The sequence below is a fragment of the Pseudoxanthomonas mexicana genome, from assembly GCF_001556105.1.
Taxonomy (GTDB): domain Bacteria; phylum Pseudomonadota; class Gammaproteobacteria; order Xanthomonadales; family Xanthomonadaceae; genus Pseudoxanthomonas_A; species Pseudoxanthomonas_A mexicana_A.
Map to the genome: position 1 here is coordinate 1 of NZ_LSIF01000086.1, position 21459 is coordinate 21459.

The following is a 21459-nucleotide window of genomic DNA, read 5'->3' on the forward strand; positions in this document are numbered from 1 at the left end:
CCATGCGGAACAAAGTCTCTACTTTACGTTGGCCCAGTTCTCTGGGGGTGGGTCATAGGCGCTGATGTGGCGCCCTGATTGGTCGGTAGACATTGTTGGCTCCCAGGCGTCACGCCCTGAGGGCAGGCTGTCTGCGCGAAAGCAGAAGCACTACCCGCAGCCAAAGCAACGCCAGCCATCAAGATCGGGGAGTGACATGCGCGACGACCGATCATGTTCCGCTGTAGTTGACCAATACTGGATGGGAACAGTTCGAGTAATTTACCTTGCAGACTCTGGCATTCAGTGCGACGCGCTTCGGAAGTGCAAGACTGGAGGCCTCCTCGACATCCCGGCCATTCTGATGGTAAGCAATAGACTTGCCTACGGCATCGATGGGCTCTGCCACGACCGCACAGCTATTCTTGTACTCGTAGGCCGGCTTGAAGTTGATCCCACCCATCGCGACGCATTTTCTCTTCGCTTCGCGTCGTGCCGCTGCCTTGGTCAACTGGCCTGCCGACGTACCGACGTATCCGTTCTCTTCGTCTTCTGCCATGGGGCCCCAGGTGTTTCGCCAGTGGAGCGGTGGCGCTGCTTGTTCTCCCGACACACCAGTTGGGAGGCATTGCGAGCTCCCCGGTTTCACGCCTTGCGGGCATGCAGTCTGGGCACTCGCCATCGCGCTCAAGCTCCCGCATAGCGATAGAAGGAAGATCATGAACTTCATCTCCATGGCGGCTTAATCAAATATTGGGAATTGATCGGCTCCATATCCTTACTTCCGCAGGATCGGCGCGGTGCAATTAGAATAGATGACGCGGCAATCGTGTCCGCCGTTCCCATTTCTGCATTGGGGAATCACCAGGCGGGTTGCCTCTTCTACCGTAGGTCCGTTCTGATAGTACCCATGCATAAATTCCAAAAGTGCAATCGGCTCTGCAACTACCGCGCACGTATTCTTGTAGGAATACACAGCCTTGCAGCCCTCGCCCCCCATCGCCTCGCACTTCCTCACTGCCGCTCGCTGCGCAGCACCACGCGACAGCTCACCACTCGAGGTTCCCACGATCGACGACCTCTGATCTTCGGCCATCGCCCCCCATGTAAGCACCCAGCGGGGTGCGCGTGCAGGAGGCGCGACGGCACCACCGGTAGGTAAACATTGGGAGCTTCCTGGCGTCACACCCTGAGGACATGCCATCTGAGCTGATGCGTGACCGCTGGAAACAAGCAGCCCCGCGACAAGTGTCGTGACAAAAATCGTTGCGCGCATCTAACCTGCGCTCCTATGAGTTCCGTTCGGCACGCCGGCCTGAACGGTAGCTCTGGCATCCGCTTGGCCGGTAGCAGGCTGGCTTGGAACCGGGGTGTAGCCAGAGCCGGTCGGCTGCATCGCCTGCCCCTGCCCGAACGCGTTGTACGCCATGAACTGACCGACAGTGCCCTGGAAGAACGCAGCAGCCATCGGCGGCACCGTGACCAGAAAGAGGGTCATCAACAGACCCAGGCCACCCTGCTGCATGGCCATGCTGCTGACACCCTGCGGCGAGGTGTTGGCCGCGAGCGTCGCCACGTACTGGGCGACATAGGCGACGGCGACCACGCCGAGCAATTTCGAGATCATCGACACCGTGAAGCTCAGTACCGCGAGCGAGAACATGGTGCCGATGCCGTACCACACCCACTTCTGGAACATGCTCTTGGTCTGTTCGAATCCCAGGGTCAGGATGAAGAACGGACCCAGGCCGATGAAGAGCGCCATGGCCATCTTGTACATCAGCAGAATTGCACCGCCCATCAGCGAAGGCCCGGCAACCCCGACGCCGGTGAACCACATGGTCCGGGTCTTGGCGGCCTGCAGTGTTTCGTCGAAGCTGGTGTAGAGCGCGTCGATCGCGACCATTGCAACTTCCATCGTCTGAAGGTTGTCGTCGATCGAATCCTCAGGCCCTTCGTCCTCGCCGGTCACCAGCTCGTTGATGGTGCGCGGCATGTCGTCGGTCAGCAGTTGGTGGATGTTGCTACTTCCCAGCGCGAACGTGGTCGCGACGGTGATGATCATCACCCACTTCAACGACTTGACCACCAGCTCCATCATGAACTGCCGGGACTGGCCGGTGACGATGCGGTACCCCTGCAGCAGCACCCAGAGCGTCAGCAGGACGAACGCGATGCCGCCCACCCACTCGGCCATCGCGCCAAGCAGGTTGTCGCGGAACACGTTGATCTCCTCGTCGACCCAATCGAAGATCAGCCTGAAGAACGCCCAGCGCTCGACGGCGCCGATCGCTGCTTCCATTCCGCGCAGCAGGAAGGCAAGTCCGTTATCCAATGATGGCAAATGCACCATGCTTCATTCCTTCGTGTGGCGGCGATGCGTCCTGCTTCGCCGCCCGTGTTCCGGATCAGATCAGTTGCGGCGCCTGGATTGCGCTGCATCCAGCGCGATCTTCAGCGTACCGATACCCACGGCACCCCCGATGATGCCGCCCAGGCCGCCACCGGGACCTCCCGATGCGTTGCCCTTGCCGTCCAGCGCCTGCTGGGAAAGCGTCTTGCTCGCTTCCTGCAGGTAGCCGATGCGGGCGATATACGCGTCCATGTAAGTCTGCTGCTGCTGGCGATCGATCTCCATCTGCGACATCAGCAGCAGGATGCGGTTCGTGTTGTCCTGCAGCTTGCCGACCTCGTGGCTGCGGATGCCACCGCGCTGGCGCTTGAGATCATCCAGGTAGCGCTGGCGCTGCGTGGTCACCTCGTACATCTTCAGCGAGTAGTTGTACTTCGCAAGCTCCGTGTCCACGATCTCGCGGCACAGCTGGTACTGCTGCTGGGCGATGCCGCTGCTGGCCTGCTTGCAGCGGTTGTCGGCATTCATGTTGACGCCGCTCCGGGTCGGCTGCGCGTGCTGCAGCTTTTCCTCCGGCTCGGGCGCGGCCTTGCTGTCGTCGTTGTTGCCGTTGAACGATTCGAAGACCTGCTGCTGATACAACTCGCGAAGGTTGCCGTTGACCGTGCCATTGCCGGTCCCGTTGGCGCTGGTCGTGCCGATACGGCCGTTCATGTCCTGGAGCTTGGTGTTGGCCGCGTTGTCGACCACCCGCCATTGCGCGTGTGCGATGGACGCGGCGCCCATCCCCACCACAAGGAAGGCGATGGCGATATGGCGTGTGGTGAGGTGCAATGTCAGCGGGTTCATGATGGTGTCCTCTTCGATCCGTTCAGCGCTGAATACTGGAGTAGGCGGGCCGTGTGGAGCGCGGGCCGGTGGAACGGTCTTCCGGAGTGGATGACGACGCGCCGGATGTTTCCCTTCGGCTTCGCGAGCCCTTCCGCTCCTGCTGGAAACGCGGCAGCCACTGCTCGGGCAGCAGGTCGGCCTTGTCGATGCCGAGGCGCAGCGCCTCGTCGTCGACGATCCTGTGCATGATCTCGATGTTGTCGGTGCTGGCCGAGATCACCGCCAGCGCGTCGTCCATCCCGCGCAGGTTGAGCTGGCAGACCGTCGACGCGTGACCCTGCTTGACCAGGAAGCAACGCGAACGCTCGTCCAGGCTCTTGATCACCTGGAACTCCGCATCGGTCAGCTTCAGGCCGTCGATGTAGTCTTCGCGCGCCGCATTCGGATTGGGCAGCAGGATCAGCGTGGCCGTCTGTTCGATGAGCGCGGCTGAGATGTCGCTGGCCAGCGCATCCTCCGGGCTCTGCGTGGCGAAGATGCCCAGGCCGTTCTGCTTCCGGATCGTCTTCTGCTTGTTCTTCGCGAAGTCCTTCAGCGCACCGCCGCCGTCGAGGATCTTCCAGAACTCGTCCATCACGTAGATCAGCGGCCGGCCGTCGATGAGCTCCTCCAGCCGGTGCAGCAGATAGTTGATCACCGGCACACGGATCTCCGCGTTCTCGATGACGTCGGTGTAGTCAAAGCCGATGATGCTGGCGCGGCTCAGGTCGATGGTGTCCACGGGATTGTCGAAGACCCAGCCCAGCACATTCCCGGCCGTCCACTTGCGCAGGCGTGCGTACAGGCCGTCGTCGCCCATGTTGGGCAGGCTCTTCTGGAAATTGGTCATCGACCGCAAATGGAGTGGCATGTCCAGCATCGCCTCCACCGCACGGAACACATCCTCGTCCTCGCGCGCGGTGTAGTGGGTCTTGCCCGCCAGGACCTTGACCAGCCCGGCGAGGAACTGCACGTTGGCGTCGGTGCGCTCGCACTGGAACGGATTGAACCCGGTCGGCTGCCCGTTCTCCAGTGCCAGGTAATTGCCACCGCAGGCGCGCACGAATATCTCCGCGCCGCGGTCCTTGTCGAAGAAGAAGATCGTCGGCACGGGATCGAACTTCTGCACCTGGCTGAGCAGGAAGTTGATCAGCGCCGTCTTGCCCGTACCCGACTTGCCGATGACCATCGTGTTGGCAATGGCCTTCTCGCCGAGCGAGTTCTCCGCCGGATGGGTGGCGTGGAAGTTGAAGTAGTACGGCTGCCCGTTGGTGGTCTGCAGCACGGTCACGCTGTCGCCCCACGGATTGTTGTCGCGCTTTCCGGTGGCGAAATTGTGCAATGGCGATAGGCCTAAGAAATTCAGTGAACTGACGTTGGCCAGACGGGTGCGGTAACGCCAGTTGCCCGGCAGCTGCGAATAGAACGACGAACAGACGGCCAGGTCTTCCTTCGCCGAGACAAAGCCGGCGTTGGACAGTTCCGCACGTGCGACGGCCACATTCTGCGAGAGGCGCTGTTGGTCTTCCGCGTATAGCACCATGATGAAGTGGTACTCGCCGAGGACGAAGTTGCCCGAGGCGACCTGGTCCATGGCGTGGTCCAGTTCCACGATCTGGCTGACTGCCTTGTCGCCGGACGAAATCATCATGCCCTTGGTACGGTCCAGTACCTTCAAGGCATCCTGGCGTCCCATCGGGCTGAACGAGTGGGTGATGACGTACTCGAAGTCCAGATACTTCAAGCCATTGAGGATGCCGGGCCAGGTGCCATCGGTGTATTCCTTGATATTGAGGATGGCACCGAAGTGGTTCTTTCCGTCCGGCGCGCTCACCGCGAAGTCGCCCGTCTTCGATGAGAACATGTGACGGCTGACGGCCAGGTAGTCGTACAGCGGCGCGTTCAACACCGGCACCGGCTCCGAGATGCGGTTGAGCACGAAGCCGAAGAACTCCAGCGTCTCGGAGAACACGCCCCCCGCATCGGACTCGTACATGCCCAACCGGATCGGCGCATAGTCCTTCAGTACCGCCTCGACGTTGCCGGCGAGCTCCATCAGCTTGCCTACCGCCTGCTCCTGTTCGGCCTGCAGGCGCGGCACGCTGGCTGACTTCTCGACGAACTTCTTTCCCAGCACGATGGGTCGGTAGATCATCGTGAGGTACAGCTCATTCTGCATGATCTTCTGCGCCGACAACGCGTCGAGGTATCCGTCCGACAATTCCTGGTTGAATGCCTGTCCGAAGCGCGCACCGGAGCGCACGCGTCCGCGTCGCCGCAGGTCGTGCACCCAGAACGCGACGTTCACGAAGTCGGGGGCGCGCAGGGTCTGCAGCATGCGGTTGAACGTGTTGTGGCGGTGCTCCAGTTCCCACTCCTCGCGCCCCACGAACGGGAGCCCGTCCAGCCGCCATGTCAGCAGGAAATCGCCGCCCGTCGTCTTGACCACGTGCGGCGACACATGGGCGGACAGCGGAACGAACTCGGCGATGGACGGGTCGGGCGCGAGCATGGGATCAGTCCGGAATCGATTCGTCGAAACGCTTGCGGTAGGTATTGGGCGTGAACACCCACATGCCTTCGTGGTGGCGGAGGTTCCGGACCTTGGTCCGGAACTGCCACCGCAAGCCGAGCAGCCGGAAGATCATTTCGTCGCGGCGTGCCATCTGCCGCATGATGAAGATGACCAGCGGCAGCAAGGCCAGGAAGAACATGTTGAAGTAGAACGTGAGCAGCAGGCAGCCGCCCGCCCCGATCGTGAAGGGCACGTAGGGCACCCCCATGAACATGGGCGGGCGCGTGCAACCCCTGAACAGCACGTTCCTATGCATACTGCGTCAGCATCTGGCCCACGACCATCGTGGTTGAGGTGACATCTGCCGGCAGCAGCATCTTGGCGATCTGCGCGGCAGCGCCGATCAGGAAGCCACCGATCAGCACCGGCGCCACATCGCCCACGCGCTTGTGGTTGAACGCGATCTGGTAGCCCGCGAAGATCACCGCGATGGTCACGATGGCAATCGACGCCACGTTCAACAGCGAGTTGATGTTGGTGAAGAAGCTGGTGACGCGCCCCTGCGCGCCGGTAACGTCCTGGGCGAACGCCAGTTCGGGGAAAGCCAGCGCGATGGCGGCGGCGACCGCCATGACGAAGGCACCGGATGCCTGCTTTGCTTGGATAACCTGGATGTTGTTCATAGTGGACCCCAAATGGTGGTTGCAACGGTGTGTGGCACTTTCGCGTGCCGATGGGCCATCCCTGGCGGGTTCTGCTAGAAGACGAAAGCGTCGTCCCTCCCGGATGCCTGCACGGCCTGTGGCGCCTGCGGCGCCTCGGCGGTGTTCTGGTAGTAGGCCTGCACGAGAACCGGCGCCTCGGCGGAGGCCTGGGCGGTGGCCGTCGCCGCGGCCGCAATCGGCGACCTCGCCACCGCGGGTGCGACGGCCGCGGGCGCTTGCGGCACTCCAGCCGACGCAGCGACGCGGCGCTGCACGTCCGGGCGATCGCCCTGCGCTTCCTCGATGCGTCGCGCCACGCGCGACGATGTCGCGGCCGCCCGCGACCCGATTCGCGCCGGAGTGCTCGCGGTCCGGCGGTCGATCACGGGAATGGCCGCCGTGCTGCCTTCGCCCGCCTGCCGCTGCCAGGACGCGAACACCTTCTGCACATAGCCGTGCCGGTAGCCGGTGGTGAAGTTGCCGGAGTAGTAGCAGCTGAACGCCTTGCCCCAGTCGCTGCCGGAGCGCGAATAGCACTCGGCGAGGATGCGCGAACCGGCCTGCAGGTTGGGGCAGACGTCGAATGCCTTCTTGTAGCTGTGCAGACCTTGCCGCGCGAGGTTGTACCGGTTGACCTGGGCCAGTCCCAGCGAGAAGTTGTAGCCACGGTCTTCCAGCATGCGGGCCGTTGATACCGCCTCGTCAAGGTTGCGCGGCTGTCGCGCGAGCCGCCCTCCCACCACGCCGATCGCGTAGGGATTGAACGACGATTCGACTTTCACGACGTGCTCCATCACCGTCGGCGGAACCGCCAGTCCGGTGCATCCCATCAGTTCCATGCCCGGCAACATCAGCGGTTCCTCCTCGTCCGGCCACAGGTGATGCAGGCGTCCGTACGCTTTTCCCCTGCCGTTGTTTCCATCGATGTGCGTGGGAGCTTCATACGCGTCCTTCAGGAGCCCAGCGCACGGGCGGGATCGAAATCGATGCCGGTGATGTAGCGGCGTCCGGCGTGCGCCTTGATGTGCACAACGATGTCGATGGTCATCTTCAGCAAGCGCTTGATGACATCGAACTCCAGTCCGGCGCCTTCGGCCGAGGCCTTCACCATCAGCGCAAGCTGGTCCCACGTCTGCGCCGTGCTGCCTGCATGGCAGCTGGTGATGGAGCCCGGATGGCCGGATGCGCAGTTGCGGATGAAGTAGAACGATTCGTCGCCACGCAGCTCGGCCAGGATGATGCGGTCCGGCTTCATGCGCAGGCAGGCCTCCATGCAGTTCTTGGCGGTGACGTTGCTGGCGCTCTGCCCGCCCTTGGAGTACAGCAGGTGCACGACGTTGGGCTGCCGGATGAACAGCTCGCGCGCGTCCTCAATCGTCACCAGGCGCTCCTGGTCGGGGATGTGGTTGACCAGGGACTTCATGAAAGTGGTCTTGCCACTGCCGGTCGCACCTGCCACCACGATGTTCTTGTGGTACTGCACGGCCTTGCGGAAGAACTCGGCGTAGTTGCGCCTGCGGCGCAGTTCCAGCAGTTCCTGGTCGTGGTCGCCGAGGATCTGCTGCTGCTCGAGGATTTCGTCGAAGAAGCCATCCTGCTCGTATTGCTCCAGCGTCTTGCTGAATTTCGCCGGCAGGCGGATGGTGATCGACACCTTGCCAGCGTCGCAGGCCGGAGGGATCACGAACTGGGCGCGCTGACCGGTCGGAAAGGTCAGCGAGACCATCGGGTCGATGTCGGTGATGCGCTGGCCAGTGTTGCTTTCGTTGACGACGGAGGTGCAGAACTGGCGGGCGCGCTCGAAGGTCAGTGTCGGCACGTCCGCCTTCAGCCAGCCCGCGCGCGCCGTCTCGAGGTAGAGCTCGCCCGGACGGTTGATGCAGATCTCGGTGACGTCCGAGGAGTGCATGTGCTCGCCGATCCCGAGCACCTGGTACTGGTAGTCCAGGAACTCGTTGGAGACGCGGGCAAGTGGCTCGTTCTGCGTATCCATGACTGCAGGCCCGTCAGCGCATCACCGCGGCGAAATCAACATCGCGCGCCACGTAGACGTTGACGATGGTGCCCTGGTTGATCGTCACCGTGGGTGGCCGCGCCATGTTGCGGTCCAGTGCCATGTTGGCCAGGCGCTCCATGGTCCTGGCGGTGTTGCTCTGGTAGGGGTTCTGGACGACGGCGCCGCTGACGATCGAGGTCTCCTGCGGACCGTGCTTGGCGCCGGCGTACTTGAAGGCATCGCTGAGCATGCTGATCAGCAGCGCGGACGAGATGCGCTGCGCCCAGTGTGCGGAGTAATGGCCCGGATTGCCGGCCGCGCCCAGCATGTCGGTGCCGGGGCTGCGCATGTTGACGTCCATTCCGGTGGGGGTGGTGATGCGGTCCCACACGATCGCGGCACGCTCGCCGATGATGGCTTCGGAGGTGTAGCTGCCCATCACTTTCGAGCCGCGCGGCAGCAGCAGGCGCTTGCCGTTGACGGAGTACACCGGCTCGGTGACGACGCAGGAGGTGTAACCCGGCACGTCGGTGATCACGCGTGATTCGAGCACGCAGCGGATGTAGGTCCCGCGCAGCAGCAGGGTGTTGGGGTTGTAGAGCGGCTTCGCGCTGGTCATGCCATCCGGCGCCTCGCGCGGGATCGCGGGCCCCTGCCCCGGCTGTCCGGCCAGCATCGCGGCGTACTCGGCCATGCCCGGCTCCTGCGGTGGAGCGGCGGCATCCCGTCCGCCTTCGCCGAACGTGCTGGCCATATCGAGCATGCGCCGCTCGCGCAGCGTGGGCTCCTGTCGTCCCGGCATGCCGGATGGCATGGCCATCATCGAGGCTGTCGATGGGCCTGTATCATCCATCACCGGCAACGGCGGCAGGTCCGGTTCGACCGCGACCGGCATCGCCTCTGGCGGCAGTTCGGGCAGATCGCGCGGCGCGGCGGGGATCACTACCTGTTCGCCCTTCGCTGGCAGTGGTTCGCGGTCGCCCTTCGAGGACAGCCCGCCGCCGAATATCCAGAACACCACGAGCAACATCAGCATGATGATGCCGGCGAGGAACAGCAGCGCCTTGCGGTTGAGCCGCTGCACGTCCGCAGAGCGCAGGTAGGGCGCGTTCGCGTCCAGGTCGGGCTCCAGCGCCGGGCGCGCGGTCTGGTACGGACTCTGCGGAGCCACGCGCTCGGGGCCCATGTCCGGATGATCGTTCGGCGTCTGGTTCATTGCTCCGGGCTCCTGCGCAGGCCCACCACGTTGTCGCCGTGGCGGATGACCAAGTAGGGATACGTGCCGTGCACGACGATGGTGTCGTCCTGCACGGTCGAGTTGACGACGAACTCATCGCCTTCCTCGCTCTCCCGTGCGAACACCACCGGGAAGTTGCCGCTGGGGAAGCGTGTGCGGTCGCCCATCCGGATGTAGGTGAAGCGGCGATCGTCGTAGACCGTCGTCGGCACCAGCCAGGCGGGACCGCGCTTGCGCTGCGCGTATTCGTAGTTGAAGTGGTAGGCGCGCCCCGGCTGCACCTCGGTGCTGAGTTCGGACGCCACTTCCTGCGGCTTGTTGTCGATGCCGGCGAAGCTGGTATCGCCGGGATAGGCGAACTTGATACGGTACTGCACACCTGCCGCCCGCGCCTGGTCGAGCACGCGCCAGTCCGTCGCCACGACCTTCAACTCGAAGATGTACGAGTGGGCGGCGGTACGCACCAGCAGGTTGGTGTCCACATCCACGTTCTTGGGCTTCAGGTAGAACACATTGCCGCGACGGCTGATGTCCCAGCCGCCACTGAAGCCCGTGCTGAAGTCCAGGATCTCCTCGTGCGGGGACAACTCGATCTGCGTCGTAATGCCGAGGCCGGTGCGCACCGGATACACCTTGTCGGGCGCATACGTGTACTCCTCGATCACCTGCGCAACCGCCGGCAGGATCGCCAGCAACAGGCCGATGGCGGCCACACGCAGCAGGGCGTCCTTCAAGCTCATCGTTGTGGCACTCCAGGTCCATTCCGGGTTTCCGACTGCTCCGCGGGCTGCGGCGCCGTCGATACGTCGTTCTCGGCGGGGGCTGCGTGCGCACCGGCAGCGACGGGATCGACAGGCGCAGGAGCGGCCACGGTGGGCGAGGCGGGCTGCGCAGGCGGCGCCGGGAACTCGCGCTCCGGCACTGGCGTGGCGGTAAAATCATCGTCGACGCGGTAGTTGGTCACGCGGAATCCCAACGGATTCAACAGCCGGTCTTCCTCGCTCAGGCGAAGGTCGGGGTTGTAGGTGAACTCCAGCGTGGCAATGCGGCTGTCCAGCGGCTGCACCTGGCCTCGTCCCTTGTCGTAGAGGCTGCGCTGGAAGCGCACCGTCGCACCGGTAGGACGAGCACCGGTGCCTGCCCCGATCAGGACGATGCTGAGGATACGGCTACGCACCGAACTGGCCCCGCCGTACAGACGGAACGGCCGCTCCGGATTGCTCTCCGAGTGCAGCGCGATGTAGGCAGGCGACACCGCCGGGCCCGCCATCGACAATGTCGTGCGCCAGTTGCGCTGACCGATAAGGCCCGAATCGTAGGATTCACGCGCGAGCACGAACTGCGCGACGTTGCTCTTGTTGATCGCCTCCTCGGTGGTGACGTCGCGATCCTGAAAGTTGCCGGACAGGCGCGCGATGCTGGCGGTACCGGTATACGGATCGGCCATGACCAGGTACGGCACTTTCTCCTTCAATGGCAGGAACAGGAAGTACCCACCTGCGAGGATCAGCGACATCACGATGGCCAACCACGCCACCAGCCAGGCGCGCCGCTCGCTTTTTCGCGCGCGTTCCGCCAGCGTCAGTTCGAAACTGACGCCCTGCGTGACGGCGCGATCGATATCGGGGGAAGAGGTCTTCTTCTTGAACATGCGCGGGCCGTCGTTCTCAGTCACCCAGCGCTGTGGCCGGCCGCACGTCCGCCGAGGGCAGCGACACCTGGCTCACGATGATGCGCGGGCGTTCGATGACGACCTGGACCCCTTGATCCGCATATGCGGCAGACAGCGATGAGGCCGCGTCGTCCAGACTGCTGGTGCGGATCTGCGCGACCGGCGCGTGCAGCGTGTAATCGTTCGGATGCAGGTACGCCAGCGTGAGCCGTCCGTCCTTGGCCCAGCGCATCAGCATCGTCTTGAGCGTGCCATCTGCGGGCGAGGCCTGATAGATGTAGGTCTGCTGCAAGGGAATGGCCTGCGGTGCCTCTGCAAACCGGTTCACCGGACGCCAGCGTCCATTGATATCCGCGGCCTGCGGCGTCGCGCATCCCGCGACCACCACCGGCACCATCACGACACACGACACCATCGCCTTGCGAAGAACGACGCTCCGGATCACGAATCCACCTTTCTGCAATTTTCGGCAACACACATCCGATGCGTGCCCCTCATGGGGCGCGTCACGGCACTGATGAATGTGTCCGGGTGGCAATGCACGCCCGCGCGCGTCGGGATCCAGAGGCTTCCCGAGGCCATCGCCTTGCGCAGGACACCTGCCTGCGCATTACCCCCTGTACTCGCATCCATGCGCTCACACTCCTTTGACGCTCATGCGACCTCACGTGCATCGCACGTTGAATCCGCGTAGTGCATCACCACAGTCGAGCCGAACATAGCCACGCGGTTTTGTGTCGTCAACAAAAATAAAAACGTAAACATGTGTACGACTATTTTCACCGTCATTAACCAAACCCACTAAAGCCCATAAAACAACGCGTGCACTGCAACTTGATGAAACTTCACGCGCCTGTTCGATCATCAGCGTGAAGAAGCATGTGAAAGAACGAACGACGTCACATCGAATGTGAAAACTACATTCGCTGCGATGAACAAGAATGACGTCGCCGGATTGCTACAGACGAAACTTCGTCACGCCTGTAGGAAATTTCCTACGGCATGCCTCGAAGATCTGCTTCTCTCTTGAATGAAAAACACCTCTTGCATCATGCTGGCGATGAGGCTGTGGTCATTCCTCGGGCGACAAGGAGCGATATGGAACCGTCGAAGATGGAAGAGTTCGTTGCCAATGCAACGTTGCTGGCGGCGCATCTGACAGAACAGTGCAACAAGGCCGCAGCCGCGCAACAGAGCTCGGCACATGAGCTTCAGGCATCCGCCATCGTGGTCAGGCAGACCATCGAGGACGGCAAGCGCGAGATGAGCGCGCAGGCGCGCGGCGCGGTGCATGACGCATTGGCGCAAGAGATTTCCGCGGCGACGCACAGCATCGGTGAGACGGCGGCACGACTTCGCCAGGTAGCCGACCACCTGCAACGCGAGCAGGCGCACCTGTCGCAGCGCGCGCGCTTCCTCGGCTGGAAATCGCTGGGCGTGCTGTCGGTCGCCTGCCTGCTGCTGGTGGCGGGCAGCGGCTACGCGGCATGGCACAACGTGCAGCGCTCGGAGCGCGCGAAGGTAGATGCGGAGGTACTGGAAGCGTTGCAGCACATCACCATCACCTCCTGCAGCGGGCAGCCCTGCATCAAGTTGCAGGATGGCCTGCCGCGCTGGCAGAAGAACGACCAGTACGTGCTGATCGACACATCGGGGAAGCAGGAAGGAGCCGCGGGCGGCGGACGCTGAAACCGCCACCGCATTCATCATGGAACGACGACAGGGGGTCGCGTGGGCAGTACACGTATTCTGATCATCGTGGTGCTTGCCGCGCTCGCAGCGGTGGGCGCCCTGTATCTCTCCGGTTATCTGGCGCTGCTGCTCCTGGGTCTGGACGGCGGGCTCGTCGGCATCGGCACCTACATCGACTACCTGAAGCATCTCGATCACCCGCGCGTGCAGCCCTACGCGTGGCGCATCAAGACGGCGGGCGCCGTGGGTGGTGGACTGATGCTGCTGGTCTGGGCCGCACTGTCGGTGATGGTCTACCAGTTGCGCAGCTACCGGAACCTGCACGGACGCGCGCGCTTCGCCGGCATGATCGACCTGGCGAACAAGGGCTTCCTGTCGGGCAAGGACACCGGCATCGTGGTGGGCCAGATGAACGGGAAACTGCTGCGCCTGTCCGGGCAACAGTTCGTCGTCCTTGCCGCGCCGACGCGCTCCGGCAAGGGTGTCGGCGTCGTGATTCCCAACCTGCTGGATTACCGTGAATCCGCGGTGGTGCTGGACATCAAGCAGGAGAACTTCGACCTGACATCGGGCTGGCGGCGGTCCATCGGCCACGAGGTGTACCTGTTCAACCCGTTCGCCGAAGACCGTCGCAGCCATCGCTGGAATCCGATGACCTACGTCTCGCCGGATCCGGCTTTCCGCGTGTCGGACCTGCAGAGCATCGCCGCGATGCTGTATCCGGATGGCGATGACAAGGACAAGTTCTGGGTCAGCCAGGCGCGCAACGCCTTCCTCGCCTTCACGCTGTACCTGTTCGAACGACGCGACCACGACAGCACGGCGGAACTGCCCACGCTGGGCTCGGTACTGCGCCTGTCGTCGGGCGACGGTGGCGAGATGAAGCCCTACCTGCAGAAACTGGTGGAGGCGCCCTTCCTGAGCGGACAGGCACGCACCGCGTTCGCCGGCCTGCTGTCGCAGGCGGACGTGACCTTCGCGTCCATCATCGGCTCCTTCCGCGAGCCGTTGAATCCCTGGCTGAACCCGGTGCTGGATGCGGCGACCAGCGCCGATGACTTCCGCCTGGACGACGTGCGCCGACGCCGGATGACGATCTATGTCGGCATCCAGCCGAACAAGCTGGCAGAGAGCCGCCTGATCGTGAACCTGTTCTTCAGCCAGCTGATCAACGTCAACACCAAGGTGCTGCCGCAGAACGATCCGACGCTCAAGCACCAGTGCCTGTTGCTGATGGACGAGTTCACCGCGATCGGCCGCGTCGACATCATCGCCAAGGCGGTCGCCTACATGGCCGGCTACAACCTGCGCCTGCTGCCGATCATCCAGTCGATGGCGCAGCTGGACGCGGTCTACGGCAAGGAGCTGTCGCGCACCATCATCACCAACCATGCACTGCAGATCATCTACGCCCCGCGCGAACAGCAGGATGCCAACGACTACTCGGAGATGCTGGGCTACACCACCATCAAGCGCCGCGCCCGCACACGCTCGCACGGACAAGGGCGCAACGTGTCGGACAACGAGGTGCTGGAGAAGCGTGCGCTGATGCTACCCCAGGAACTGAAGGCGATGGGACCGGAGAAGGAAATCGTGCTGTACGAGGGACTCGCCCACCCCATCCTGTGCCGGAAGGTCCGCTACTACCAGGACAGCTACTTCACCAAGCGCCTGCTGCCGAAGGTCGACATCGAACCCTTGCGGCTGTAGCGGCCCCATCGCTGGCAACGGCGGACGTCCGGGGTAGAATCCCGCCGTCCGCCCCGCCGAGATGCCGCCATGCAATGCCCCAAGTGCCAAGGCTCCATGGAGCTGATTGTAGAACCCGAGGCCAGCGCGCATCGCTGCACCCGCTGCAAGGGGCTGTGGTTCGAGATGATGGCGCACGAGACGCTCAAGCACCGGGCCGAGGAGATCGACACCGGCGATCCGGCGCAGGGCGAGGAATGCAACAAGGTGGACCGGATCAAGTGCCCGGTCTGCATCGGCCACTGGGACCTGATCCGCATGGTCGACCCGCAGCAGCCGCACATCTGGTTCGAGAGCTGCAAGAACTGTTACGGCCGCTTCTACGATGCCGGCGAGTACCAGGATTTCGCGGAGATCGAGTTCGCCGACCTGATCAGGGACTGGAACGCACCGGAACGGATCTGAGCCGGCGCCAGGCGGTCAGGCCGAGCCTGCCCCGCCGCGTTCCTTGCAACCCCAGTTGAGGATGGGCGTGCCGGGCGGCAGCACGCGGCGGAACATCGCCACGCGCGCGGCCTTCGGGTTCACCACCACGGGCGCGCGCGCCGCCTTGAGCAACGGCAGGTCGGCGCTGCTGTCCGAATACGCTACGGCGACTTCGCCATAGCCGCGTTCGCGCAGCATGCGCATCTTCTCTTCGTTGTGGCAGTGACGCGTGGCCACGACCGCGCCGAAACGCGGGCCGACGGCGGTGCCGATGACCGGCACGTCCTCGTGGGCGACGAAGCTGAGGATCGCGCGCGCCAGTTCCGGCGGTGCGCCAGTAGCCACCACCACGTTGTCGCCCCGCGTGCGGTGGTCGCGGAACACCTCCAGCGCGTGCGGGAGCAGGCGCTGCTGCACGTCGTCACGATGCGTCGCCACGTACTGGTCGATGAGCGCATCGAAGCTGCGCCGGCCGTGCAGGCCGAACGTGCCGATCCAGATATAGCCGGAGATCCCCCGGCGGCGCGTCGGCAGGAAGGCCACCATCGGCCCCAGCACGATCGACGCGGCCAGCGCGACCGCCGTGCGCAGCGGATTGCGCTGGATCAGCCATTTGACCAGGTGACCACCGGAATCGCCGTCGTACAGCGTGTGGTCGAAATCGAAGACGACGACCGGGGCGTCCGGACGTGGCGTCGGATAGGAAACGTCCGTCATGCCGCAAAGAATAGCTGACGCAGCGCCTCGCCGGGTTCTTCGGCCCGCATGAAGGTCTCGCCGACCAGGAAGGCATTGACGCCCGCATCACGCATCAGCGTCACGTCGGCCGGTGCCAGGATGCCGCTTTCGGTCACCAGCACGCGGTCCTTCGGCACCGCAGTCTTCATCTCCAGCGTGGTCTGCAGCGATACCTCGAACGTACGCAGGTTGCGGTTGTTGATGCCGACCAGCGGGACGGGCACCTGCAGCGCGCGTTCGAGTTCATCGATGTCGTGCACCTCGACCAGCACGTCCATGCCCAGTTCCATCGCCAACCCGGACAGGTCGACCAGTTGCCCGTCATCGAGCGCCGCCACGATCAGCAGGATGCAGTCGGCGCCGAGCACGCGCGCCTCGTACACCTGGTAGGGGTCGACGGTGAAGTCCTTGCGCAGCACCGGCAGCGTGCATGCCTCGCGCGCCTGTCTCAGGTAATCGTCCGCGCCCTGGAAGAAGTCGACATCGGTCAGCACCGACAGGCAGGCCGCACCACCGAACTCGTAGCTCACCGCGATGTCGGCCGGACGGAAGTCCGGACGGATGACGCCCTTCGACGGGCTCGCCTTCTTGATCTCGGCGATCACCGCCGGATCGCCCTGCGCGATCATCGCGTTGAGTGCATCGGCGAAACCACGGGTCGGCGATGCGTCGGCGATGCGGGCACGCAGGTCGGCCAGCGGAACGCGTGCGCTGCGGTCGGCAATTTCCTCTGCCTTGCGGGCGAGGATGGTGGTCAGGATGTCGCTCATGCAGTCCTCAGGCGGGCACCCGCCTGTGCGGGACCCCTATTTTCGCACTATCCGCGGCGCCCGGCGGCTTCGCGGTCCCAGCCGTAAGCACGCTCGACCCTGGCGACCCGCAGTTCGAAGTGGTCGTACCAGTCCCGACGTCCCTGCTCGCGCGCCGCCGTGTGCTCGGCATGCTGGCGCCAGGCAAGGATCGCGGCCTCGCTCTCCCAGTACGCCACCGTGATGCCGAAGCCATCCGCACCACGCGTGGACTCCATGCCGAGGAAGCCGGGCTGCTGCTGCGCCAGTTCGACCATGCGCTCGGCCATGGCACCGTAACCGGCATCGTCCTGGCCGTTGCGCTGCGAGGAGAAGAGCACCGCGTAGTAAGGAGGCTTGGGCAGGCTGGCGAATCCGCTGGCGGCCATGTCAGAGCGTGTCCTGTTTTCCCAATGCCTGGGTGGTGGCGACGAACTGCTGCAGCCGCTCCAGTGCACGGCCGCTGGCGATGGCGTCGCGCGAACGTGCGATGCCGTCTTCGATGCTCTCCGCCACGCCGGCTACGTACAAAGCCGCACCGGCGTTCAGGACCACGATCTCGCGCGCCGGACCGGGCCGGTTGTCCAGCACACCCAGCAGCATCGCCTTCGATTCGGCGGCATCGGCGACGCGCAGGTTGCGGCTGGCCGCCATCGCGATGCCGAAATCTTCCGGGTGCAGCTCGTACTCGCGAACTTCGCCGTCGCGCAGCTCGCCAACCAGCGTGCCGGCGCCCAGCGACAGCTCATCCATGCCGTCACGGCCCCACACCACCAGTGCGCGCTCTGCGCCCAGCTCCTGCAGCACGCGCGCCTGGATGCCGACCAGGTCCGGATGGAATACGCCCATCAGGATGCTCGACGCACCCGCCGGATTGGTCAGCGGCCCGAGGATGTTGAAGATGGTGCGCACGCCCATCTCGCGCCGCACCGGCGCGACGACCTTCATGGCCGGATGATGGACCGGCGCGAACATGAAACCGATGCCGGCCTGCGCGATCGACTGCGCCACCTGATCCGGCTGCAGTTCGATGTTGACGCCCAGCACCTCCAGCACGTCCGCACTACCCGACTTCGACGACACGCTGCGGTTGCCGTGCTTGGCGATGCGCGCACCCGCCGCCGCCGCGACGAACATCGAACAGGTGGAGATGTTGAACGTGTGCGAGCCGTCGCCGCCGGTACCGACGATGTCGACCAGGTGCGTGCGATCCGCGACGTCCACCGTTCGCGAGAACTCGCGCATGACCGTGGCCGCGCCGGCGATTTCACCGACGGTTTCCTTCTTCACGCGCAGGCCGGTCAGGATGGCCGCCGTCATGGTCGGCGACACGTCGCCGCGCATGATCTGGCGCATCAGATCGACCATCTCGTCATGGAAGATCTCACGGTGCTCGATCGTGCGTTGCAGCGCTTCTTGTGGGGTCAATGGCATGTCGGCTCCGTAGGGTGGGCCTTGGCCCACCGGCGTGGCAACGGCGGGCCAAGGCCCGCCCTACCTCATCGTTCGAGGAAGTTCTTCAGCAGGGCGTGGCCGTGCTCGGTCAGGATCGACTCCGGATGGAACTGCACGCCCTCCACCGGGAATTCACGGTGGCGCAGCCCCATGATCTCTTCGAAACTGCCGTCGTCGTTCTCGGTCCAGGCGGTGACTTCCAGCGCCTCCGGCAGGCTGGAGCGTTCGACCACCAGCGAGTGGTAGCGCGTGGCTTCGTAGGCATCCGGCAGGCCGGCGAATACGCCCTTGCCTTCATGACGGATGCGCGAGGTCTTGCCGTGCATGATGCGGCCGGCGCGGATGACGTTGCCGCCATAGGCCTGACCGAGACTCTGGTGGCCGAGACAGACGCCGAGGATCGGCGTGGTGGCGCCAAGCCGCTCGATGATCTCGAGCGACACCCCGGCCTCGTTCGGCGTGCATGGGCCGGGCGAGATGACGATGCGCTCGGGCGCCAGCTTGGCGATCTCGTCCACGGTCATCGCGTCGTTGCGCACCACCTTCACCTCGGCCCCCAGCGACTGCAGGTACTGCACGAGGTTGTAGGTGAAGCTGTCGTAGTTGTCGATCATCAACAGCATCGCTCAGGCTCCTTGTGCCTGCGGGGCGGAAGGCGCGGCCGGTCCGTCCTGATAAATCGAGAATAAGGTCGCTGCAAACGCCTCGATAACCGATTCCGGCGTCGCCCACGACGTCATCAGCCGGATCACCGTAGTGCCGTCGCCGCGCCGTTCCCAGGTCTCGAACTCGACTTGCTCCCGCAGGCGCTCGACGACCGCGTCCGGCAGCACCGGGAACACCTGGTTGCTCGGCGAATCCACCGCAAGCGGCACGCCAGCCTGTTGCAGGACCTCGCGCAAGCGTTCCGCCATGACGTTCGCATGCGTCGCCAGCACGAAGTACAACCCGTCCTCGAACAGGGCCTCGAACTGCGCGCCGACCACCATGCCCTTGGCCAGCATCGCACCGCGCTGCTTGATGACGTGGCGGAAATCCGTACGCAACGCCGGATTGACGATGACCAGCGCCTCGCCCAGCAGCGCACCGTTCTTGGTGCCACCGATGTAGAACGCATCCGCTTCCGTCGACAGCAGCGCCAGGTCGACATCGTTGCCGGGCGTGGTCAGCGCCGAGGCGAGGCGCGCGCCGTCGACATAGAGCAACAGGCCACGGCTGCGGCAGAACTCGCCCAGCGCCTGCAGCTCCATCGCGCTGTAGAGCGTGCCCCATTCGGTCGTGTTGGAGATGTAGACCAGCCGCGGCTTCACCATGTGCTCGCCGCTGTGGCCGTCGATACAGGGCTGGATCAGCGCCGGAGTCAACTTGCCGTCAGGGGTGACGACGGTCAGCACCTTGTGGCCGCTGGCCTCGATGGCACCGGTCTCGTGCGTGGCGATGTGGCCGCTGGCCGGCGCGACCACCGCTTCGTGCGGACGCAGGAAGGCCGCCAGCGCGACGAGGTTGGTCTGCGTGCCGCCGGCGAGGAAGTGCACGTCGGCATCGCGGGCGAGGCGATCACGGATCAGCGCCGCGGCACGGGCGCTGTGGACGTCCAGACCGTAACCGCGGTTGATCTCCGTGCTCGCCACGGCCAGCGCCTGCAGCAGGCGCGGATGCGCACCCTCGCTGTAGTCGTTGCGCAGGCTGATCCGCGCGTTGTCGGTAGCGACGTCCATCACAGCCCCTTCGCCGCTTCGGCCACGGCGCGGAACAGCGCGCGGCCCTTGTTCATCGTCTCGTCCCATTCCTTCTCGGGATCGGAGTCGTAGACGATGCCGGCACCGGCCTGCACGTGCAGGCGGCCGTCCTTGATGACGGCAGTGCGGATGGCGATGGCGGTATCGGCATCGCCATGCCAGCCGATGTAGCCGATGCTGCCGGCGTAGACGTTGCGCTTGATCGGTTCCAGCTCGCGGATCACTTCCAGCGCGCGGATCTTCGGCGCGCCGCTGACGGTGCCGGCCGGGAACGTCGCACGCAGCACGTCGGCGTAGCTGAGCCCGGGCAGCAGTTTGCCGGTCACCTCGCTGACGATGTGCATGACATGGCTGTAGCGCTCGATGACGAACTGCTCACCGACCTGCACGGTACCGGCTTCCGACACACGGCCGGTGTCGTTGCGGCCCAGGTCGATCAGCATCAGGTGCTCGGCGCGCTCCTTCGGATCGGCCAGCAGCTCGGCTTCCAGCGCGATGTCCTCGTCGTGCGTCTTCCCGCGCGGACGCGTGCCGGCGATCGGGCGCACGGTGACCTCGCCCTGTTCCAGCCGCACCAGGATCTCCGGCGACGACCCGACCACCTGCACGTCGCCGACATCGAGGAAGTACATGTACGGCGACGGATTCAGCGCGCGCAGCGCGCGATAGACATCCACCGGCCGCGCATTGAACGGCACGCTGAGGCGCTGGCTCAGCACGACCTGGAAGATGTCGCCGGCGCGGATGTATTCCTTCGACTGCTCCACCGCGGCGATGAAACCGTCGTGCGTGAAGCCGGAGACGAAGTGGCTCTCGTCCAGCACGTCGCGGGTGATCGGCGTGGGATACGACCCCGGCTGGCGCAGCTTGTGGGTCAAGGCATCGAGTCGTGCCTGCGCGGCGTCCCACGCGTCGGGTTCGCGCGGATCGGCATGGACGATCAGGTACAGCCGCCCCTTGAGGTTGTCGAAGACGGCCACTTCTTCCGACAGCATCAGCAGGATGTCGGGCGTGCCGAGTTCGTCCGGCTTGTCGCCGGTCGCCAGCCGCGGCTCGATGTAACCGATGCACTCGAAGCCGAACCAGCCGACCAGGCCACCGGTGAATCCGGGCAGGCCGTCCAGCTTGGGCACTGCGTAGGCCGCACGCAGGGCCTCGACTTCGGCGAACGGGTCGGCGACCTCGCGCGTCTCGACCAGCTGGCCGTGATCGTGGATCTGCAGCGTGTGGCCGCGGAACGTGGCCACGCGGCGCACCGGCAGGCCGATGATGGAATAGCGGCCGAAGCGCTCGCCGCCTTCCACCGATTCGAACAGGTAGGTGTGCGGCGCGTCGGCGAGTTTCAGGTAGACCGAGAGCGGCGTGTCCAGGTCGGACAGCACTTCACGGACGACGGGGACGCGATTGAAGCCTTCAGCAGCGTACTGCTGGAACTGGGCGTGCGAGATCAAGCGGGCTTTCCTTCCGGGACACGGTGGCGGTACGGGCGACGGCTACGGGCCACCATCGCCAGCCAAGGCGTGCGGAATCTTTGGAAAGCGGGAGC

Annotated in this window: 23 protein-coding genes; 3 read left to right on the forward strand and 20 right to left on the reverse strand. The window is 64.5% G+C overall.

Features of this window, described 5'->3' with window-relative positions:
• Positions 1 to 211: 211 nt before the first annotated feature.
• The 13 genes from AX730_RS19195 to AX730_RS15165 all read right to left on the reverse strand — a co-directional run bounded on the left by AX730_RS19195 (position 212) and on the right by AX730_RS15165 (position 11771).
• The gene (locus tag AX730_RS19195; protein WP_198147215.1) at positions 212 to 538 is read right to left on the reverse strand and encodes a DUF4189 domain-containing protein; all 327 of its coding nucleotides are present in this window, start codon (positions 536 to 538) and stop codon (positions 212 to 214) included.
• 219 nt (positions 539 to 757) lie between these two features.
• Positions 758 to 1255 carry a DUF4189 domain-containing protein gene (locus AX730_RS19580; RefSeq protein ID WP_083537957.1) on the reverse strand — a complete coding sequence of 166 codons (498 nt, stop codon included), beginning with the start codon at positions 1253 to 1255 and terminating at the stop codon, positions 758 to 760.
• Complete coding sequence (locus AX730_RS15115) at positions 1256 to 2332, reverse strand: TrbL/VirB6 family protein (RefSeq protein ID WP_083537959.1); 1077 nt, start codon at positions 2330 to 2332, stop codon at positions 1256 to 1258. It abuts the gene before it with no gap.
• 60 nt (positions 2333 to 2392) lie between these two features.
• Complete coding sequence (locus tag AX730_RS15120) at positions 2393 to 3181, reverse strand: hypothetical protein (protein ID WP_062357925.1); 789 nt, start codon at positions 3179 to 3181, stop codon at positions 2393 to 2395.
• A gap of 22 nt (positions 3182 to 3203) precedes the next feature.
• Positions 3204 to 5714, reverse strand: a complete 2511-nt coding sequence (locus AX730_RS15125) for a VirB4 family type IV secretion/conjugal transfer ATPase (RefSeq protein ID WP_062357926.1) — start codon at positions 5712 to 5714, stop codon at positions 3204 to 3206.
• Between the two features lie 4 nt (positions 5715 to 5718).
• Positions 5719 to 6033 carry a VirB3 family type IV secretion system protein gene (locus AX730_RS15130; protein ID WP_083537960.1) on the reverse strand — a complete coding sequence of 105 codons (315 nt, stop codon included), beginning with the start codon at positions 6031 to 6033 and terminating at the stop codon, positions 5719 to 5721.
• On the reverse strand, positions 6026 to 6400 hold the full coding sequence (locus AX730_RS15135; RefSeq protein WP_062357930.1) for a TrbC/VirB2 family protein: 375 nt from the start codon (positions 6398 to 6400) through the stop codon (positions 6026 to 6028). The genes AX730_RS15130 and AX730_RS15135 overlap by 8 nt, the downstream gene beginning before the upstream one ends.
• Positions 6401 to 6474: 74 nt before the next feature.
• On the reverse strand, positions 6475 to 7272 hold the full coding sequence (locus tag AX730_RS18560; protein WP_083537961.1) for a lytic transglycosylase domain-containing protein: 798 nt from the start codon (positions 7270 to 7272) through the stop codon (positions 6475 to 6477).
• Positions 7273 to 7373: 101 nt separating this feature from the next.
• Positions 7374 to 8414 (reverse strand): P-type DNA transfer ATPase VirB11, encoded by a 1041-nt coding sequence (gene virB11, locus AX730_RS15145; protein ID WP_062357932.1) that lies wholly within the window; start codon positions 8412 to 8414, stop codon positions 7374 to 7376.
• A gap of 13 nt (positions 8415 to 8427) precedes the next feature.
• Positions 8428 to 9633: a TrbI/VirB10 family protein gene (locus tag AX730_RS15150; RefSeq protein WP_062357934.1), complete on the reverse strand. Its 1206-nt coding sequence runs from the start codon at positions 9631 to 9633 to the stop codon at positions 8428 to 8430.
• Positions 9630 to 10394 (reverse strand): TrbG/VirB9 family P-type conjugative transfer protein, encoded by a 765-nt coding sequence (locus tag AX730_RS15155; protein ID WP_062357939.1) that lies wholly within the window; start codon positions 10392 to 10394, stop codon positions 9630 to 9632. The genes AX730_RS15150 and AX730_RS15155 overlap by 4 nt, the downstream gene beginning before the upstream one ends.
• The gene (locus AX730_RS15160; RefSeq protein WP_062357941.1) at positions 10391 to 11305 is read right to left on the reverse strand and encodes a VirB8 family type IV secretion system protein; all 915 of its coding nucleotides are present in this window, start codon (positions 11303 to 11305) and stop codon (positions 10391 to 10393) included. The genes AX730_RS15155 and AX730_RS15160 overlap by 4 nt, the downstream gene beginning before the upstream one ends.
• Before the next feature lie 16 nt (positions 11306 to 11321).
• Positions 11322 to 11771: a hypothetical protein gene (locus AX730_RS15165; protein ID WP_232310278.1), complete on the reverse strand. Its 450-nt coding sequence runs from the start codon at positions 11769 to 11771 to the stop codon at positions 11322 to 11324.
• A gap of 653 nt (positions 11772 to 12424) precedes the next feature.
• Between AX730_RS15165 and AX730_RS15170 the strand changes: the two genes are divergently transcribed.
• The 3 genes from AX730_RS15170 (at position 12425) to AX730_RS15180 (ending at position 15172) form a co-directional block, all read left to right on the forward strand.
• Positions 12425 to 13015 (forward strand): hypothetical protein, encoded by a 591-nt coding sequence (locus AX730_RS15170; protein WP_062357943.1) that lies wholly within the window; start codon positions 12425 to 12427, stop codon positions 13013 to 13015.
• A gap of 42 nt (positions 13016 to 13057) precedes the next feature.
• Positions 13058 to 14728 (forward strand): type IV secretory system conjugative DNA transfer family protein, encoded by a 1671-nt coding sequence (locus tag AX730_RS15175; protein WP_062357945.1) that lies wholly within the window; start codon positions 13058 to 13060, stop codon positions 14726 to 14728.
• A gap of 69 nt (positions 14729 to 14797) precedes the next feature.
• Positions 14798 to 15172 (forward strand): zf-TFIIB domain-containing protein, encoded by a 375-nt coding sequence (locus AX730_RS15180; RefSeq protein WP_083537963.1) that lies wholly within the window; start codon positions 14798 to 14800, stop codon positions 15170 to 15172.
• A 15-nt stretch (positions 15173 to 15187) separates the two neighbouring features.
• Here AX730_RS15180 and AX730_RS15185 read toward each other — a convergent pair whose 3' ends face one another.
• The 7 genes from AX730_RS15185 to trpE all read right to left on the reverse strand — a co-directional run bounded on the left by AX730_RS15185 (position 15188) and on the right by trpE (position 21364).
• Positions 15188 to 15910, reverse strand: a complete 723-nt coding sequence (locus tag AX730_RS15185) for an HAD-IB family phosphatase (RefSeq protein WP_062357949.1) — start codon at positions 15908 to 15910, stop codon at positions 15188 to 15190.
• Positions 15907 to 16701: an indole-3-glycerol phosphate synthase TrpC gene (gene trpC, locus AX730_RS15190; protein ID WP_062357951.1), complete on the reverse strand. Its 795-nt coding sequence runs from the start codon at positions 16699 to 16701 to the stop codon at positions 15907 to 15909. Before trpC ends, AX730_RS15185 begins: the two co-directional genes overlap by 4 nt.
• 47 nt (positions 16702 to 16748) lie before the next feature.
• Positions 16749 to 17108, reverse strand: a complete 360-nt coding sequence (locus AX730_RS15195) for an antibiotic biosynthesis monooxygenase family protein (protein ID WP_062357953.1) — start codon at positions 17106 to 17108, stop codon at positions 16749 to 16751.
• Position 17109: 1 nt separating this feature from the next.
• Positions 17110 to 18153 carry an anthranilate phosphoribosyltransferase gene (trpD, locus tag AX730_RS15200; protein WP_062357954.1) on the reverse strand — a complete coding sequence of 348 codons (1044 nt, stop codon included), beginning with the start codon at positions 18151 to 18153 and terminating at the stop codon, positions 17110 to 17112.
• A 65-nt stretch (positions 18154 to 18218) separates the two neighbouring features.
• The gene (locus AX730_RS15205) at positions 18219 to 18797 is read right to left on the reverse strand and encodes an anthranilate synthase component II (protein ID WP_062357956.1); all 579 of its coding nucleotides are present in this window, start codon (positions 18795 to 18797) and stop codon (positions 18219 to 18221) included.
• Positions 18798 to 18800: 3 nt separating this feature from the next.
• Positions 18801 to 19892 (reverse strand): threonine aldolase family protein, encoded by a 1092-nt coding sequence (locus AX730_RS15210; protein ID WP_062357957.1) that lies wholly within the window; start codon positions 19890 to 19892, stop codon positions 18801 to 18803.
• Positions 19892 to 21364 (reverse strand): anthranilate synthase component I, encoded by a 1473-nt coding sequence (gene trpE / locus AX730_RS15215; protein ID WP_062357959.1) that lies wholly within the window; start codon positions 21362 to 21364, stop codon positions 19892 to 19894. The genes AX730_RS15210 and trpE overlap by 1 nt, the downstream gene beginning before the upstream one ends.
• Positions 21365 to 21459: the final 95 nt, after the last annotated feature.